A 16064-nucleotide genomic window follows, 5' to 3' on the forward strand; every position below is an offset into this window, starting at 1 on the left:
CGTTGCATGATTCCCTGTGCACGTGCCTACCCGCACACAGTGCCAGCGACCTCGACACGGGAATCAGCATGCGCGGCCGTCGGCGTGGTGCGTGGCCGATTGCCCAGGCGCCTGTCGAATCCGGAAGCAAGGTGACTCAGGCACCGACCAGATCTTCACCACTACCGCGCGACGCCGTCATGCCTTAGCGGTCGAACCACATCGCGCTAACGCACACCACACCACTCTGCCCGCCTACCCTGCTTCACGGAGCTCTCCCTCTCATGCAAACCCGTACGCTTGGCCGTTCAGGCCCCACCGTTTCCGCACTTGGCCTGGGTTGCATGGGCATGAGCGCGTTCTATGGCGATCGCAGCGATGAAGTGGCGTCGATCGCGGTGATCCATCGCGCGCTCGACCGTGGCGTCAGCCTGCTCGATACCGCCGACATGTACGGCCCGCACACGAACGAAGTGCTGGTCGGCAAGGCGATTGCCACGCGCCGGCACGAAGTCTTCCTGGCCAGCAAGTTCGGCATCAAGCTCGATCCGAACAATCCGGACGTGCGCGGCATCGATGGCAGCCCGGCCTATGTACAATCGTCCTGCGAGGCCAGCCTGCGTCGCCTGGGCGTGGAGCACATCGACCTGTACTACCAGCATCGCGTGGACCCCAACGTGCCGATCGAAGACACCGTCGGGGCAATGTCGCGTCTGGTCGAACAGGGCAAGGTGCGCTTCCTCGGGTTGTCCGAGGCGGCCGACACCACCATCCGCCGTGCGCATGCGGTGCATCCCATCACCGCGGTACAAACCGAATATTCGCTGTGGTCGCGCGAGCCGGAACACAACGGCGTGTTCGCCACCGTGCGTGAACTGGGCATCGGCTTCGTGCCGTACTCGCCGCTGGGGCGTGGTTTCCTCACCGGCGCGTTCTCGTCACCCGACGACTTCGATGCCGACGATTACCGCCGCCATTCGCCGCGTTTCCAGGGCGAAAACTTCACCCGCAACCTGCAGCTGGTGGAGCAGGTCAAGGCGATTGCCGCCGACAAGGGCATCACGCCCGGGCAACTGGCCCTGGCCTGGGTGCTGGCACAGGGCCAGGACCTGGTCCCGATCCCCGGCACCAAGCGCCTGGCCTACCTGGAAGAGAACCTCGCCGCGCTCGACGTGGCGTTGATGCCCGACGAACTGGCGCGCATCGATGCGATCTTTCCGCCCCAGGCCGCGGCCGGTACCCGGTATCCGGAAGCGACCATGGGCTCGGTGCATCGCTGAGAACCACCGCATGGCCGCCTCGTCGCGGCAGCCATGCGGTCGGACCCATGTAATGGGTTGTAGATAGTGATCTGCAGGAAGTGGGGTGCCAGGCCTTGCAGCCGGTCTACATCCGGCAGGCGCTGCACCACCCACCGGATCCCGCCCGCATCGCGGCAGCGGATCAGCACGGTGGCTGCTCACTCACACCACTGCATCGCCGCCGCCCTCACACTGCCCGTCATCTCTCCACGGGCCGCACCCATGCTGTCCTTCGTGATCCCCGCCCATAACGAGGCCGCACTGATCGGCGACACCTTGCACTGCCTGCATGCCTGCGCGCAGGCAATGCAGCTGGACTACGAAGTGATCGTGGTGGCCGATGCCTGCGACGACGAGACCGCCGCCATCGCACGCGCCAACGGTGCCCAGGTACTGGAAGTACAGCGACGACATATCGCCGCCACCCGCAACGCAGGCGCGCAGGCCGCGCATGGCGAGCGCCTGCTGTTCCTGGATGCCGACACCCAGGTCAACCCGCAGGTGGTTGGCGCAGCGCTGCAGGCGCTGGATGCCGGCGCGGTGGGTGGAGGCGCGCAGGTCCACCTGCATGGCGAGCGCGTGTGGTTCGAACGCACTGCGCAGGCCATCTTCGGCTGGCTGTTCCGCATCGCCGGCATCGCGCCGGGATGCTTTCTGTTCTGCACCCGCGTGGCCTTCATCAGTGCGGGTGGCTTCGATACGCGCTATTACGCCGGCGAAGATGTGGCCTTGAGTCGCGCACTGGCGCGCTGCGGGCGCTTCGTGATCCTGCGCCAGACCGTGCATACCTCGGACCGCAAATTGCGCAGTTTTTCCAAACGTGAGCATCTGGGTTTGCTGCTGCGCTTTCTGTGGCGCGGGCGACGCATGCTGCAGACCCGGGACGCGCTGGGCTTCTGGTATCAGCGGCGGCGCTGAACCGGGCGTGTCCATGGCCAGCGGTCACGTACCGGTGCCTGCTCTCGAATCGGGACGTGGCGACGCAGGCAACTTACACTGCCGTTCTTGTTCCGGTTTCGAGTTGCACCGCATGGCTTCTTTGCATCGCCCTGTCCTGATCGCTGCCATGGCTGCCGCGGCCCTGACCACTGCAGCGTGCCACCGCGAGGGCGCCGCGCCTGCGGGCGATACGCACGCCACGCCGCCGCCCAGCGCACCCGAGCTTGGCCAGTTCGGTTTCGATACCGCAGGCATGGACCGCAGCGTAGCTGCTGGCGACGACTTCTTCGGCCATGCCAATGGCGGCTGGGTCAAGCGCACCCAGATTCCCGACGACCGCTCCAGTTTCAACAGCTTCGTCAGCATCGCCATCGACACCGAACGCCACAGCCGCGACATCATCGAAGGCGCCGCCGCCAACGACCGCGTCACCGGTGAAGACAAGCAGATCGGCGACTACTACGCCGCCTACATGGACGAAGCCAGCATCGAGGCCAAGGGGCTGCATCCGGTCCAACCGGAACTGGATGCGATTGCGCAACTGGACGACAAGCAGGCGCTGGCGCGCACCCTGGGCGGGCAATTGCGCGCCGACGTGGATCTGCTCAACGCGACCGATTTCCATACCGACCGCCTGTTCGGCCTGTGGGTCTCGCAGGATCTGCACCACCCCGGCCGCTACGTTCCCTATCTGGTGCAGGGCGGCCTGGGCATGCCCGAGCGCAGCTTCTACCTGGACGGCGGGCGCATGGCGCAGCTGCGCGATGCCTACCGCGCGCATATCGTCAAACTGCTGGAGCTGGCCGGCATCGACGACGCACAGGCCAGGGCCGAGCGCATCGTGGCGCTTGAAACGGCGATGGCGCGCGTGCATGCCAGCCCCGAGCAGACCAACAACGTCCAGGCCGGTGCAAACGCCTGGAAGCAGGCCGATTTTGCCCAACACGCGCCAGGCCTGGACTGGGGCGTATTCTTCGATGCCGCCGGTCTCAAGGCACAGCAGGATTTCATCGTTTGGCAGCCACAGGCGATCGGCGGGCTGTCGGCGCTGGTGCACTCCGAACCGCTGCAGACCTGGAAGGACTACCTGAGTTTTCACGCGCTCGATCGCGCCTCGCCGTATCTGTCCAAGGCGTTTGCCGACGAGCGCTTCGCGTTCTACGGCAGCACCCTGGAAGGCACACCACAGCAGCGCCAGCGCTGGAAGCGCGGTATCGACGCCACCAACGCCGCACTGGGCGAAGCGGTGGGCAAGCGCTATGTGCAGAAATACGTCAGCGCGCAGACCAAGGCGCGCGCCGAAGAGATGGTCAAGAACCTGATCGCCGCATTCGGCAAGCGCATCGATGCGCTGGAGTGGATGACACCGCAGACCAAGCAGCACGCCAAGGCCAAGATCGCCGGATTGACGGTGGCGGTGGGCTACCCGGACAGCTGGCGCGACTACAGTGCGCTGGATGTGCGGCGCGACGATGCGCTGGGCAATGTGGAACGCGCCGGCCTGTTCGAGTACCGCCGCAATCTTGCCAAGCTCGGCAAGGCCGTCGATCACCGCGAGTGGTACATGCTGCCGCAGGAAGTCAACGCGCTGAACGTGCCGCTGGAAAATCGCCTGATCTTCCCTGCCGCGATCCTGCAACCGCCGTTCTTCGACCCGGCCGCCGACGATGCGGTGAACTACGGCGCCATCGGTGCGGTGATCGGCCACGAGATCAGCCACAGCTTCGACAACATGGGCGCCCTGTTCGACGAGCACGGCGAACTGCACAACTGGTGGACGCCACAGGATCTGAAAAAGTTCGAAGCCGCCGGCAATGCGCTTGCCGCGCAGTTTGGCGCCTACACGCCATTCGACGATCTGTCGGTCAACGGCAAGCTGACCCTGGGCGAGAACATCGCCGATGTCGCCGGCCTGGCAACGGCTTACGACGCCTATCAGTTGTCTTTGCAGGGCAAGCAACCACAGACCATCGACGGCTTCAGCCCCGACCAGCACTTCTTCCTCGGCTTCGCGCAAGCCTGGCGCGGCAAGTACCGCGACGCGGCGCTGCGTAATGCGGTGCTCACCGACGTGCACGCACCGGGACGCTTCCGGGCGCAGACCGTGCGCAACCTGGACGCCTGGTATCCGGCCTTTGACGTGAAGCAAGGCCAGCAGCTGTATCTGGCGCCGGAGCAGAGGGTGCGGATCTGGTAGCTGTGTTGCACGGTGATGGCTGCTGCCTGCGACGTAGAGCCGGATCCATGGGCTGGAGCGCTTTCTCTCTACACAGCGCACTATCCCCCGCCTCACACCACCGCCCTGCATACCAAACAAGCACGCGCACTCACCGCTTCCCGGGCCACTCCAGCAACATTGTCTGCGGCAGCTGCATGCGGCGGCACGCGCGTGCGGACAGCCCGTCGCGTAACGCGGTGCGGAACAAGGGCGACAGGCTGCGCAGCAGCCGCGCCGACGCATGCGCCTGTGCGCGCTGCGTGGTGGTGCGGCCGAGCATGTCGCTGGCCCATCCCGGCAACAAGGCGGTACCGGCACCGAGAAACACACCGCGCGACAGACCGGCTGCCGGCACCGGCAGCTGGATGCTGGTGAGGATGTCGAGCACCTCCCGCGAGCGCGTGTCCATGCGCAACTGCCCGCGCACGATGGCGAAATACGCGTCGACCTGCGCCTCGCTGGCGGGCACATCGGTGGCGCCCAGCGCTTCGGCGACGCGGCGCGCTTCGTCGTAATAACGATCGGCAATGTGCGCCGGCACGTCGCGGCAATAACGTCGGCAGCCGTGCAGGAAACCGTAGGCTTCGGTGACGTGCACCCAGGTCAGCAACTGCGGGTCGTTCGCGTCGTAAGCCGCGCCTTCGGCGGTATGGCCGTGGATATGCGAGTGGATGCTACGCACGCGGGCGATCAATTGCTCGGCTTCGGCGCGCGGGGCATAGGTGGTGCCGGCCACGAAATTGGTGGTGCTGCGCAGCCGCCCGATCAGGTCGGAGCGGAAGTTGGAATGGTCGTAGACACCGGCCAGTGCGCGCGGGTGCAGCAGTTGCAGCATCAGTGCGCACAACCCGCCGGACAACATGCCCGGAAATTCCGAATGCACGCGCCAGGTGACGCTGTCGGGCCCGAAGAGGCCGGGGTCGCCCAGCGGCTGGTCGTACTCGATGGTGCTCTGGCCACGCGGAAACGCGCGCAGCACCCAGCGGCGGATCTGTTCGGCGGCGGGGGCGGACAGCGTGCGTAGAACCGAAGACATGTCGCGATAGTACGGCCTGCCTGTCGTCATGTGTCGTGCGGGTGCTCGCCGGGCCAGGCGTAACGCGCCTGGCAGGCGCGGTCGAGATGGCGTGCCCGCCGCGCCGCCCGGTGTGCAGTGCAACAAGATCGACCGCCCAGGCGACGCCCGGCGTCGTGCTGCGGCCGCCAAACCGCCTGAATTGCGCGTTCTGTGCGCGACTGCGCAGGATTGCGCGGCCATCGGTTTGCTCCAGGCATTGCCATGCACAGCGAAAGTGCTAGAACTAGGTGCGTCCGATATCCGCGCCGTATCGTTGTACGGCGCGTCGGTCGCTCCAGGGCACCAGCCACCACCGGTGCAGCACGCCGCTCGTACCAGCCATCCGTCAGGAGCTTGTCATGATCGCTTTGTTCCAGGGTTTGGGCCTGCTATTGCAGGACAACGCACTCCATCGGCGCTCCTTCGACGAGCAGGTCGCCTGCTGGCGTGACAAGACCGATGAGCAGCTCGACGAAGAGCTCAATCTGCTCAAGGTGGCCAAAAAGCAATGGGTCATCGCCTCGATCATCGGCTGGCAGGCGATCTCTCTGGTCCTGCTCGGTGTCATCACCCATCAGCTGTGGCAGAACGATTACCACCTGACCTTCAGTCGCGTGGTGATCATATTCACGTCCTGGGTCTCGATCCTGTTCATCATGTGGTACATCGCCGACCTGTTCGATCACAGCGCAGGCTTCGAGCGCTGGCTGCGCGCCTTCAACAGCCGCGCACGCGTCGCGCCGGATGCCGACTCGGTCGAGTGCGTTGCCGACGCATTGGACATGACGCGGCGCTACCCGGAGGTGCTGCGCTACAAGCAGGAGGTGACCTCCAGGCGCGAGCTGCGCCACGAGGACATCGTCAACATGCGGGAGATGGGCCGGCTGCGCCGCTACACCGAATTGCTGCGCGATCTGGACCGTTTCGATGGCGCGCCACGGCTGGTGGCCAACGCCTGAAGTCTTGCACACCGAGCACAGACGAGAACGCGCGATTCGAATGCAAAACGGCCGATGGAACTGCATCGGCCGTTTTGCATTTCAACGCCGGCCATTCACCCCGATCCGGACGCACGCCAGGTGCGTCCAGCCACTGTTTCGTCGCTTTGGTGAGCCTTTGAAGCAGGAGTCGTTTGAAGCAGGAGTCCAATGACACGGTGCGCCAGCGTGTTCGAACGACTAGAACGCAATCACACGAACAGGGCCGGCAAATTCATCGGACAATCGCTCCGCCAGGAACACGGCATCCTCCTAAAGACTCGTCGGGACCATGCGCTGCTGTGAGCATGAAGTACGGGGCCGAGCCATCTCCCACGCACAGGTCATCGATCAGGTCCTCGATGCGCTCGGCATCGACGCCGACCACACCGACGTAGGTGACGCCTTCAGCGATCCATTCGGCAACCAGGGCTGGCAGCCCTGGTCGTTCGCCGTGCAATGAATGCAGAACGATCGTGCGCGGATTCAGCATCGCGATTAAGCCAGGTGCGCAGCGTCACTCAAGCCCGCGCAACCGCCTGTTCCACCGACGGGGTACGCCAGCCGCTGCGCACGCCCCAGATGTAGAACACCGCGCCGACTGCCGCGACCACCGCCAGGTCGGTGCCGTAGCTCAGGTAACCATGGCCGCCGAAATCGCTGCTACCGGCCCAGGACAGCAGCGCGATCACCGGCAGGTAGCAAATCATCCAGGCCGCGCCCTTGAGGTTGCGGCGCAGGTCCGGCCAGCCCTGCTTGGCCTGGTAGTAGCAGTACACCGGCAGCGCCACGACCATCAGCAGGATGATCTCGCCGGTCAGCGGCCAGCGCGCCCAGTACAGCAGCTCGGTGGCCATCACGAAGGCCACGCCGGCCAGCACCGGCAATGCGGCGATGCGCAACGGGCGATGCAGTTCCGGTGCGTGGCGACGCAGCGCCATCGCGCTGATCGGACCGGTGAGGTAGGAAATGATGGTCGCCACCGAGATCACCGCCGCGAGCGTGCCCCAGCCGCGGAAGAAGAACAGGAACACGAACGACACCGCCAGGTTGAAGAACATCGCCATGCGCGGCACGCCCCACACCGGGTGCAGCTTGCCCAGCACGGACGGCATGGTGCCGTTCTTTTCCATGCCGTAGACCATGCGCGCGGTGGTGGCGGTGTAGGTGATGCCGGTGCCGCTGGGGCTGACGAACGCATCGATGTACAGCAGCATCGCCAGCCAGTGCAGGTTGACGATGATGGCCAGCTCGGCGAACGGCGAGCGGAAATCGATGCCGTGCCAGCCGGCCTTTGCCAACAGGTCCGGCGGCACCGCGCCGATGTAGGCCACCTGCAGGATCACGTAGACCACCGTGGCCAGCGCGATCGAACCGAGCACCGCGAACGGGATGCTGCGGCCCGGGTTGCGCGCTTCGCCGGCCAGGTTCACCGGGCTCTGGAACCCGTTGAAGCTGAAGACGATGCCGGCGGTGGCCACTGCGGTGAGCACCGCGGCCAGATCGATCACATGGGTATCGCCGTGGATGCCGACGCTGAAGTTTTCGCTGTGGAAGCCGCTGGCGATCAAGGCCACGCCGGTCGCCGCCGGCACCACCAGCTTGAACACGGTGATCAAGGTATTGGAGCGCGCGAACAGCTTGACGCTCCAGAAATTCAGGAAGAAGTACACCAGCACCAGCGCCGCCGAAATCAGCAGCCCGGGCACCGACAGTTCGCCGGCCCCGCCAGGCGTCTGCACATACAAGCCTTGTGCCCAGGCCCAGGGCCAGGAGGCCATGTATTGCACCGAGGCCTCGGCTTCGACCGGGATGACCGAGACGATGGCGATCCAGTTGGCCCAGCCGGCGATGAAGCCCACCAGCGAGCCGTGCGAATAATGGCTGTAGCGCACCATGCCGCCGGATTCGGGAAACATCGCGCCCAGCTCGGCGTAGGACAGCGCGATGGTGGTGATGATCGCCGCGCCCAGGACCCAGGCCCAGATCGCACCAGGGCCGGCCAGACCGGCTGCGCGCCAGGCGCCGAACAGCCAGCCGGAACCAATGATCGAGCCCAGGCCGGTGAGCATGAGCGCAAAGGGGCCGACGTCGCGGCGCAACGAGTGTTCGGACATGAAGAAGCCTGACAGTGAGGGCGCCATGAACCGGCACGAGCCGGCAATGATCGCAGAAGCGGCCGCTTGCCGTCAGTGCGTATTCAGGCGCCTACCTGCCCGCCGCCATCGACAGCCCTGGCAGACCTGGGCGACGCGGTGCGCGCGATGGCGCTCACCTGAACGTGCGGGAAGCGCACGCAAGACACCACTACCGTCCGCCACGCGGTGCATGCACGTGCAAGCAGCGGCCGCCTCGATACCATGGACGCTCCTAACCGTGGCAGTCGGCGCCGGGTGCCGTGGCATCCACGCAGGTATGCGCGGCCTTGGTGATGCCGTGCAGGGCGCGGATCTGGCCCGGCAGCAGCGCGAACTGGTCCAGGGTCCGGCGGGCGCAGCCCGGTGCCGGCGTCCTGCTGCCCGAGGCGGCAGCCGGGCAGTGTTCTTCGTACACCAGGTAATGGCACTGGCCGCTGCTGCTGGCCAGGCAATGCACGTTGGTTTCGGTGGCGGTGACCAGGGTCTTGCTGAAGATCACATCGCGGCCATCGCTGATGGCGCGGGTGATCGAGGTCGTGCCGGTGCGTTCGTGGCAGCCGGCCAGGGCAAGCAGGCAATAGACCAGGGAGGCGAGCAGGCGCATGGAGGCAGTCCTTTCAGTCGATGCGAACGGGGGAATTACATGCCGCGGAACAGGCTCATGAAGGGCTGGCTGACGGTGAGCGTCTCGCTGCGGCCGCGCAGATGCAGCCGGCCCTTGCCGGTGTCGTCGCGGATCACCGAGGCCACTGCCTTCATGTTGACGATGGTCGAGCGATGGATCTGCTTGAACACCTGCGGGTCGAGTGCGTCGAGCAACTCGCGCAGCGGGGTGCGCAGCACCGCTTCGCCGGCGGCGGTCATCACCGTGGTGTATTTCTGGTCGGCCTGGAAATACGCCACCTCGTCCAGTGCGATCAGGCGCGTCTCGCGGCCGCTGCTGGCGGTCAGCCAGGCCAGCGGCGCCGGCGCATTGGCGGCGGCCGGGCGTGCGGACAGTCGCTGCAGCAAGGCATCCAGCAGGCCGCCATCGGGCTGGCCGGCGGCGGCGCGCTGCTGCACGCGTTGCCAGGTGGCCTGCAGGCGCTGCCGGTTGATCGGTTTGAGCAGGTAGTCCACCGCGCCATGTTCGAAGGCATCGATGGCGTACTGATCGTAAGCGGTGACGAACACCACCTGGGTGCGCGGACTGACCTCGCGCATCGCACGCGCCACCTCGATGCCGGTCAGCCCGGGCATACGGATATCCAGGAACACCACATCCGGTTGCTGGGTGGCGATGACCTCCAGCGCGCCGGCGCCGTCTTCGCACTCGCCCACCACCTGCAGCTGCGGGCACACCTCGGCCAGCAGCGCCAACAGCGACTGCCGCAGCAGTGCCTCGTCTTCGGCGATCACCGCACGCAGCGCGCTCATGCCTGCACCTTTGCGATGGGAACCGCAGTCTCGGGCAACGGCGGCGGTTGCCGCACGCCGCCCACAAGCGAGGCCGGCAGCGGAAGGGTGATGGTAGCCGCCACGCCGCTGGGGAAATTGGAGACGATGGCAAAGCTTGCCTGGTCGGCGTAGATCAGCTGCAGGCGCTCGCGCAGATTCTTCAGGCCGATGCCGGTGCCATGGCTGTGCGTGTTGAAGCCCTGGCCGTCATCGGCCACCGTCAGCGTGGCCTGGTTGTCGAGACGGCGTGCCAGGATCCACACGGTGCCGCCGCCGGGCTTGGGTTCCAGCCCGTGCTTGATGGCGTTCTCCACCAGCGTCTGCAGCATCATCGACGGCAGCGCCAGGCTGCGCAGCTCGTAAGGCACGTCCACCTGCAGCGCCAGCCGCGCGCCCATGCGGATGCGCAGGATCTCCAGGTAGGCCTGGGTGCGTTCGAGTTCTTCGCCCAGGGTGGAGGTGGCATCGTCGGCGCTGGGCAGCGAGCGGCGCAGGTACTGGATCAGGTGCCCGATCATGATGTCGGCGCGCGGCGGATCGGTACGCGCCAGCACCTGCGCACTGGCCAGCGTGTTGTAGAGGAAATGCGGCTCCACCTGGGCATGCAGCAGGTTCAGCCGCGCCACTGCCAGCTCCTTTTCCATCACCGACTGCTCGACTGCCGCCTGCTCGTCGCGGCGTTGTTCGCCAACCCGGCGCACCACCGCGCGGTTGATCGCCTCGGCGTTTTCGTAGTTGCTGCCTTCGTCGACCGCAAACAGATCCACCCAGGCGCCGGCATCGGGTTCGCACAACACGGTGACGCTGCTGGTGCCCTGCCCAGGCGTGACCGTCACCAGCGCCTGGTTGTGGGTGATGGCAAAGCGCGCGAACAGATTCCAGCGTGAGGGCTTGCGGCCTTCGTACGGATCGATGCGGCGCACCCGGGCGCGGATCAGCAGGCTACCCGGTGCGCATTCGATGTCCTGCACGCGCGGCAGCGCACGCACCGCTTCTTCCACCAGCGCAAAACTGGCCCGCACTTCCAGCGGCACCTCGATCTGACGCCGCTGGCGCGTGGACAAGGTGTCGTGGTCCAGCCGCCCGGCGATCAGGCGCACGCGCCGCACATGGGTGATCGCACTCATCAAGGCCAGTGTCAGCAGCACGATGCACGCCAGCCCGAAGAACGCGCCGGTCGAGCCGAACAGCTGCGACCACATGATCGCCGCCACCACCAATGCGGCAGCCCAGGCGAACACGATACGCACGATCAGAAAAACGCTGGCGGACACGGACAGGGCGCTCGTTGGGTGGACGGGAGCGAGCATAGCCGCCACGCGTGGCGAGGACAGCTCCAGGCGACGAATGGCCGCCGACGTGACCTCAAATGCCGGATTCGGCGGACGAAATCGGGCAATCCAGGCAGCTTGCGGGTGTGGTCGCCCGATTCGCGCGTCTGCACCAGCGCGTGCGCCGATGCCGATTTCAAGGCCCGCTGGGAAGAGATCGCGCGGATCTCCTTTCACCGGTACCAGACCCTGCTCGGCCTGCCCGACGAACCGATCAAATGGCGCGACGGCTATGTGTTGTCGGACCTGCCGTTCGACCAACCGATCGCCTCGGCCGAAGCGCACGAACCAGACTATCCCCCGCTGGAACGCACGCTACTGCGCGACCTTGGCCCCCGTTCGCAGCCATTGGCGGCCGGCAGCCATCCGTTCCCGGTGCCGTTCGTGCGCCGCTATGGCCAGCTGACCTTCAACATCAGCGCCTACGCACGCCTGCTGATGGAAGACTTCCTGCAGGCCGGCGGCGAACTGTATACGCGCAGTTTCGAAGACCCGCGCCAGTTCGGTCAGTTGCACGAAAAGATTCTGATCAATGCCACCGGCTACGGCGCGCGCGCCCTGCTGGGCGATACGAGCGTGATCCCGGTACGCGGGCAGACCGCACGCCTGATCCCACAGCCGGAGGTCACCTACGGGCTGGTCTGGCGCGGGCATAACCTCAATGTGGTACCGCGTCGCGATGGATTGCTGGTGCAATCGCAAGGTGCCAACGACTTCAACAATGCCGATGCCACACCCGACCGCGCCGCCAGCGAAGCGGCCGTGCGCGAACTGGCGCGTTTATTCCCCACTGCCTGAGGCAGCGCGCGCCTAGCGATCCTCCAGCGATGCCTGCAGCGCGCAGGCCACTGCGGCATCGCCACTGACCAGTTCGTCCCAGCGCAGGCGCACGCCCTTGCGCCTGCCCTTTTCCATCAGCTTCAGGCCCTGCGGGTCGATGACCAGGGTGTAGGCCTGGTCACCGATATGAAGCTTGCGGCGTAACGGTTTATCCAACGGTGTCATGCAGCGCCTCGTGTCTGACGGTGATGCGGTGTTGTAGCGCATCCGCGCGTGGGCGTGCAGCCGCGCATTGCACTGCAACTGCGCGGTCGCCGCCCTGCGCGATGGCTCGGTTGCCTGCATGCAACGCCACCGCGCTTGCGTTCGTTGGACAGCAAGCAAGTGCGACTGCGCTACGGCACAGGCCGTTGTCGCATCGGGATCACCGTATGCACCGATCCCGCTAACGCCCGCACCGCTAGCGTAGCGATCACGTTGCACCGCATCGTCGGGCACGCGCTTCCATCGCAATCGATCGCGACGGACGCATGCCTTGCGGTGCTGCCAGCAATCCAGCCCGCGGTGTGGTGAACGCGGGCGAAGAAGCGCCCTCCCCACGCGACGTTGTCGTGTTTCCTTTCGACCCACCCAGGAGTGACCCATGGCGATCAAGACTGTCGAAGAATTGTTTATCCACGAGCTGTCGGACATCTACAGCGCCGAGAAGCAGCTCACCAAGTCGCTGCCGCGCCTGGCGCGCGCTGCCAGCGAGCCGAAGTTGAAAGAAGCCTTCGAAACCCATCTGGAAGAAACCCAGGGCCAGATCGAACGGATCGACCAGGTCGTGGAGCTGCTCGGCATCAAGCTCAAGCGCATCAAATGCGCGGCGATGGAAGGCCTGGTGGAAGAAAGCCGCGAAGTCATCGACGAAATCGAGGCCGGCCCGGTGCGCGATGCGGCACTGATCGGCGGCGCACAGAAGGTGGAGCATTACGAGATCGCCTCGTACGGCACCATTGCCGCCATGGCCAAGCAGCTGGGCTATGCCGATGCACTGCCGCTGCTGCTGGCCACACTGGAAGAAGAAAAGGCGACCGACGAAAAGTTGACCCTGCTCGCCGAACAGGGCGGCAACCAGAAAGCCGCCAAGGCCCGCAAGGCAGCCTGATCCACCCTGCAGGGCGCCAGGCCCTGCACTGGCCCGCACCCCGTGCGGGCCTCTAGCCAATGCCCCCACGCGTCTGCAGGCTTGCCGAGGCGTTGTCGTTGCCGGGCGCCAGCCAAGCCCAACCCGGAGCTGGCCACGCTGATGCTCGAGCGGTTCGGCGGGCCGCAGGGCGAACTTGCCGCCGCCATGCGCTATTTCACCCAGGCGCTGGGCGAAATTGACCCAGTCCGCAAGGACTTGTTGTTCGATATCGCCACCGAAGAGCTCAGCCATCTGGAAATCATCGGCTCCATCATTGCCATGCTCAATCAGGGCTCGAAGGCGGTGCTGTCGGAGGGTATGGAAGAAGCAATGGACATGCGTCGCATGACCCAGAACAGCACCAGCCATACCCAGCAGATCCTCTACGGCGGTGGACCGGCGCTGGTGAATTCCTCCGGTGCGCCTTGGACGGCCGCGTACGTGGATTCGATCGGCTGCCCCACCGCCGACATGCGCTCAAACATTGCGGCTGAGGCGCGCGCCAAGCTCGTGTACGAGCGCCTGATCACGGTGACCCACGACCCTGGCATCGTCGATGCGCTGCGCTTCTTGATGACACGCGAAGTGGCGCACCAAAAATCCTTCGAAAAGGCGTTGTACGCGATCGAGCCCAACTTCCCGCCAGGCAAGTTGCCGGGCGACCCGCGCTTCACCGACACGTACTACAACATGTCGCAGGGCGAAGGCGATGCGGTTGGCCCGTGGAATACCGGCGAACAATGGGAGATGGTGGCCGATCGCGATGAGCAGGCGGCCGTGGATGGCGGAGACGGGACAGCATCGGTAAACCTCGATGCATCGCAGGCCGAGGCCGTCGCAGCAATGTCGCAGCGGCTGATGTCCAACCTGGAGCTGGACCGTGTCACTGGCGCGGATCTGGGCGCAGGTCCGGGCGCCGGGTCCACCACCGGCGATATCCAACGCTGACCTGGGTGGACGCTGTGCGTCCACTTCCCACAGGCGTGGGTGCCACAGCTCAAGCCTTAAGGACGCAGCCGATCCACACCGGGTCCGACAGCACCGTCAGCTGCCGATGGTGTCCCTGGATGCGGTGTCTGCCGGCGTGCCCTGGCCTTGCTCCAGCGCACGCTCCTGCTCACCCAACTGGTTGAGCAGAGCAGTGGCCGATTGATGCGCATTGCGCAGCGTCTCCAACGGCTTGGAGTTGTCGCTGCGCAACGCATACAGCGCAAAACCCATCACATTGAGCCGGTTGCGCAGCTGATGCAGCAGTTGGCGTCGTTCGAGCGTTGCGTCGGACACTACGCGTCCTTGTCGCTGAGCCGGTTATGCAACGTACGCACGCTGATGCCCAATTCGCGGGCGGCCGCCTTCTTGTTGAAGCGCGTCCGTGCCAGTGCCGATTCGATCATGGCATCCTCGGCCTGGCGCATGGTCCAGCCGGCAGGAATCAACAATCCGTCTTCGGCGGCCTGCGGCACGGTCTGCTCCACATCCGGCGCGCTCAGCAGATCGCCATCCGATCGCAGATGCAGATAATGGATGAACGAGCGTAGCTCGCGCACGTTGCCCGGCCAGGCGTGATAGGCCAGATAGCGCAGCAACGATTTGGTCGGCAGCTTGCGCTTGCCGTACTTGATGTTGAGTTCGTCGATGGCGCGCAGGCCCAGCACGCGCGCATCGCCGCGGCGTTCGCGCAGCGGCGGCACCTGGATCGGGAACTCGTTGAGCCGGTAGAACAGATCCTCACGCAACACCGCCTGCTCGCGCTGCACATGCTGGTGGGTAGCGGCAACGACACGCGCGTCCAGTGGAATCTCTTCGTTGCCACCCACCCGCATGAAGCTGCGCGATTCGATCGCACGCAGCAGGTAAACCTGCAGGCGCTTGGGCATTTCACCGATTTCGTCAAGGAACAACGTGCCGCCGGCTGCCTGTTCCAGAAATCCCGCATGCCTGCGATCGGCGCCAGTGAAGCTGCCACGCTCATGCCCGAACAGCTGGCTGGCCAGCAGATCTTCCGGAATTGCACCGCAATTGACCGGCACGAAGCGACCCCGACGGCCGGACACCCGGTGGATGGCACGCGCCACCAGATCTTTGCCGGTACCGGTCTCACCGGTCACCAGCACATTCAGGTCGGTCGGCGCCACGCGCATGATGTCCTTGCGCAGGATCGCGATGCTGTCGCTATTGCCGATGATGCCCAGGTTGCCCTGCTGCGCCTCGCGCAGGCCGCCGAGCACACGCTCCAGCCGTTCCGGGGCGAAGGGCTTGGTCAGGAACTCGCTGACGCCGAACTGTTGTGCGCGCCCCTGGGTCTCATAGGCATAGTCGCCCGAGACCACCACGATCTGCGGGGTGTGGTCCGGGTCCAGCCGTTCGATCAGGTCGAAGCCGCTGCCGTCGGGCAGGCCGACGTCCACCACCAGCAGGTCCGGGAAGTTGCTGTCCAGCCAACGGCTGGCCTCGCCCAGGGTGTGAATCCCCTTGGCGCGGAATCCGCTATCGGTGGCGAGTTCCACCACCTGATCGCAGAACTCCACGTCGTCGTCGATGATGGCGCAGGAAAGACGGTCCATGAGCGCTTCTGTCCGCAATGACTAGTACATGTTCAGTTGAGAATTGTGACGGGCGCGCGAAGCCGCGCCTGCCTGTCACCGCGAGAATGGATGCGCAACCATCGTGTCGATGATCGGGACGGCGCTCTTCCCCCTAGTCGAGCTCGCCGTGTGAGGTGTGCCCGCAGTACGC

General features: G+C 65.5%; 15 protein-coding genes and 1 pseudogene. 7 read left to right on the forward strand and 9 right to left on the reverse strand.

Going from position 1 to position 16064, the window contains the following annotated elements:
• The first annotated feature begins 263 nt into the window (after positions 1–263).
• The 3 genes from XCSCFBP4642_RS0118585 to XCSCFBP4642_RS0118595 all read left to right on the forward strand — a co-directional run bounded on the left by XCSCFBP4642_RS0118585 (position 264) and on the right by XCSCFBP4642_RS0118595 (position 4416).
• A complete protein-coding gene (locus XCSCFBP4642_RS0118585) occupies positions 264–1259 on the forward strand; it encodes an aldo/keto reductase (RefSeq protein ID WP_029221092.1) in 996 nt (331 codons plus the stop codon).
• 243 nt (positions 1260–1502) lie between these two features.
• Positions 1503–2198, forward strand: a complete 696-nt coding sequence (locus tag XCSCFBP4642_RS0118590; RefSeq protein ID WP_029221093.1) for a glycosyltransferase — start codon at positions 1503–1505, stop codon at positions 2196–2198.
• A 148-nt stretch (positions 2199–2346) separates the two neighbouring features.
• On the forward strand, positions 2347–4416 hold the full coding sequence (locus tag XCSCFBP4642_RS0118595) for a M13 family metallopeptidase (protein ID WP_029221094.1): 2070 nt from the start codon (positions 2347–2349) through the stop codon (positions 4414–4416).
• A 130-nt stretch (positions 4417–4546) separates the two neighbouring features.
• Here XCSCFBP4642_RS0118595 and XCSCFBP4642_RS0118600 read toward each other — a convergent pair whose 3' ends face one another.
• A complete protein-coding gene (locus XCSCFBP4642_RS0118600) occupies positions 4547–5473 on the reverse strand; it encodes an oxygenase MpaB family protein (RefSeq protein WP_029221095.1) in 927 nt (308 codons plus the stop codon).
• Positions 5474–5853: 380 nt separating this feature from the next.
• On the opposite strand from XCSCFBP4642_RS0118600, the gene XCSCFBP4642_RS0118605 reads away from it, so the two are divergent.
• Complete coding sequence (locus tag XCSCFBP4642_RS0118605) at positions 5854–6453, forward strand: hypothetical protein (RefSeq protein ID WP_029221096.1); 600 nt, start codon at positions 5854–5856, stop codon at positions 6451–6453.
• 253 nt (positions 6454–6706) lie between these two features.
• Here XCSCFBP4642_RS0118605 and XCSCFBP4642_RS27595 read toward each other — a convergent pair whose 3' ends face one another.
• The 5 genes from XCSCFBP4642_RS27595 to XCSCFBP4642_RS28870 all read right to left on the reverse strand — a co-directional run bounded on the left by XCSCFBP4642_RS27595 (position 6707) and on the right by XCSCFBP4642_RS28870 (position 11320).
• Positions 6707–6964 carry a hypothetical protein gene (locus XCSCFBP4642_RS27595; protein ID WP_228325683.1) on the reverse strand — a complete coding sequence of 86 codons (258 nt, stop codon included), beginning with the start codon at positions 6962–6964 and terminating at the stop codon, positions 6707–6709.
• A gap of 28 nt (positions 6965–6992) precedes the next feature.
• The gene (locus tag XCSCFBP4642_RS0118615) at positions 6993–8588 is read right to left on the reverse strand and encodes an APC family permease (protein WP_029221097.1); all 1596 of its coding nucleotides are present in this window, start codon (positions 8586–8588) and stop codon (positions 6993–6995) included.
• Positions 8589–8841: 253 nt separating this feature from the next.
• Positions 8842–9213, reverse strand: a complete 372-nt coding sequence (locus XCSCFBP4642_RS0118620) for a hypothetical protein (RefSeq protein ID WP_029221098.1) — start codon at positions 9211–9213, stop codon at positions 8842–8844.
• A 35-nt stretch (positions 9214–9248) separates the two neighbouring features.
• Positions 9249–10025, reverse strand: coding sequence for a LytR/AlgR family response regulator transcription factor (locus XCSCFBP4642_RS0118625; protein ID WP_029221099.1), 777 nt, complete (start codon positions 10023–10025; stop codon positions 9249–9251).
• The gene (locus XCSCFBP4642_RS28870) at positions 10022–11320 is read right to left on the reverse strand and encodes a sensor histidine kinase (RefSeq protein WP_029221100.1); all 1299 of its coding nucleotides are present in this window, start codon (positions 11318–11320) and stop codon (positions 10022–10024) included. Before XCSCFBP4642_RS28870 ends, XCSCFBP4642_RS0118625 begins: the two co-directional genes overlap by 4 nt.
• Before the next feature lie 141 nt (positions 11321–11461).
• On the opposite strand from XCSCFBP4642_RS28870, the pseudogene XCSCFBP4642_RS0118635 reads away from it, so the two are divergent.
• Positions 11462–12175, forward strand: a pseudogene (locus XCSCFBP4642_RS0118635) (FAD-dependent oxidoreductase); the annotation flags it as partial.
• A gap of 12 nt (positions 12176–12187) precedes the next feature.
• Here XCSCFBP4642_RS0118635 and XCSCFBP4642_RS0118640 read toward each other — a convergent pair.
• A complete protein-coding gene (locus tag XCSCFBP4642_RS0118640) occupies positions 12188–12382 on the reverse strand; it encodes a hypothetical protein (RefSeq protein WP_029221102.1) in 195 nt (64 codons plus the stop codon).
• Between the two features lie 418 nt (positions 12383–12800).
• Between XCSCFBP4642_RS0118640 and XCSCFBP4642_RS0118650 the strand changes: the two genes are divergently transcribed.
• Both XCSCFBP4642_RS0118650 and XCSCFBP4642_RS0118655 read left to right on the forward strand, forming a co-directional pair.
• Positions 12801–13307 (forward strand): YciE/YciF ferroxidase family protein, encoded by a 507-nt coding sequence (locus tag XCSCFBP4642_RS0118650; protein WP_029221104.1) that lies wholly within the window; start codon positions 12801–12803, stop codon positions 13305–13307.
• Between the two features lie 81 nt (positions 13308–13388).
• Complete coding sequence (locus tag XCSCFBP4642_RS0118655; protein WP_033898540.1) at positions 13389–14276, forward strand: manganese catalase family protein; 888 nt, start codon at positions 13389–13391, stop codon at positions 14274–14276.
• A gap of 96 nt (positions 14277–14372) precedes the next feature.
• Here the strand turns inward: XCSCFBP4642_RS0118655 and XCSCFBP4642_RS0118660 are convergent, their stop codons facing one another.
• Complete coding sequence (locus tag XCSCFBP4642_RS0118660) at positions 14373–14612, reverse strand: hypothetical protein (RefSeq protein ID WP_029221106.1); 240 nt, start codon at positions 14610–14612, stop codon at positions 14373–14375.
• Positions 14612–15892 carry a sigma-54-dependent transcriptional regulator gene (locus tag XCSCFBP4642_RS0118665; RefSeq protein WP_029221107.1) on the reverse strand — a complete coding sequence of 427 codons (1281 nt, stop codon included), beginning with the start codon at positions 15890–15892 and terminating at the stop codon, positions 14612–14614. Before XCSCFBP4642_RS0118665 ends, XCSCFBP4642_RS0118660 begins: the two co-directional genes overlap by 1 nt.
• Positions 15893–16064: the final 172 nt, after the last annotated feature.

The organism is Xanthomonas cassavae CFBP 4642 (assembly GCF_000454545.1).
Taxonomy (GTDB): Bacteria; Pseudomonadota; Gammaproteobacteria; order Xanthomonadales; family Xanthomonadaceae; genus Xanthomonas; species Xanthomonas cassavae.

What these genes read in the sequence shown, in the direction of transcription:
- XCSCFBP4642_RS0118585 (WP_029221092.1), top strand. Translation starts at nt 264, where the DNA reads ATGCAAACCCGTACGCTTGGCCGTTCAGGCCCCACCGTTTCCGCACTT.
- XCSCFBP4642_RS0118590 (WP_029221093.1), top strand. Translation starts at nt 1,503, where the DNA reads ATGCTGTCCTTCGTGATCCCCGCCCATAACGAGGCCGCACTGATCGGC.
- XCSCFBP4642_RS0118595 (WP_029221094.1), top strand. Translation starts at nt 2,347, where the DNA reads ATGGCTGCCGCGGCCCTGACCACTGCAGCGTGCCACCGCGAGGGCGCC.
- XCSCFBP4642_RS0118600 (WP_029221095.1), bottom strand. Translation starts at nt 5,473, where the DNA reads ATGTCTTCGGTTCTACGCACGCTGTCCGCCCCCGCCGCCGAACAGATC.
- XCSCFBP4642_RS0118605 (WP_029221096.1), top strand. Translation starts at nt 5,854, where the DNA reads ATGATCGCTTTGTTCCAGGGTTTGGGCCTGCTATTGCAGGACAACGCA.
- XCSCFBP4642_RS27595 (WP_228325683.1), bottom strand. Translation starts at nt 6,964, where the DNA reads ATGCTGAATCCGCGCACGATCGTTCTGCATTCATTGCACGGCGAACGA.
- XCSCFBP4642_RS0118615 (WP_029221097.1), bottom strand. Translation starts at nt 8,588, where the DNA reads ATGTCCGAACACTCGTTGCGCCGCGACGTCGGCCCCTTTGCGCTCATG.
- XCSCFBP4642_RS0118620 (WP_029221098.1), bottom strand. Translation starts at nt 9,213, where the DNA reads ATGCGCCTGCTCGCCTCCCTGGTCTATTGCCTGCTTGCCCTGGCCGGC.
- XCSCFBP4642_RS0118625 (WP_029221099.1), bottom strand. Translation starts at nt 10,025, where the DNA reads ATGAGCGCGCTGCGTGCGGTGATCGCCGAAGACGAGGCACTGCTGCGG.
- XCSCFBP4642_RS0118640 (WP_029221102.1), bottom strand. Translation starts at nt 12,382, where the DNA reads ATGACACCGTTGGATAAACCGTTACGCCGCAAGCTTCATATCGGTGAC.
- XCSCFBP4642_RS0118650 (WP_029221104.1), top strand. Translation starts at nt 12,801, where the DNA reads ATGGCGATCAAGACTGTCGAAGAATTGTTTATCCACGAGCTGTCGGAC.
- XCSCFBP4642_RS0118665 (WP_029221107.1), bottom strand. Translation starts at nt 15,892, where the DNA reads ATGGACCGTCTTTCCTGCGCCATCATCGACGACGACGTGGAGTTCTGC.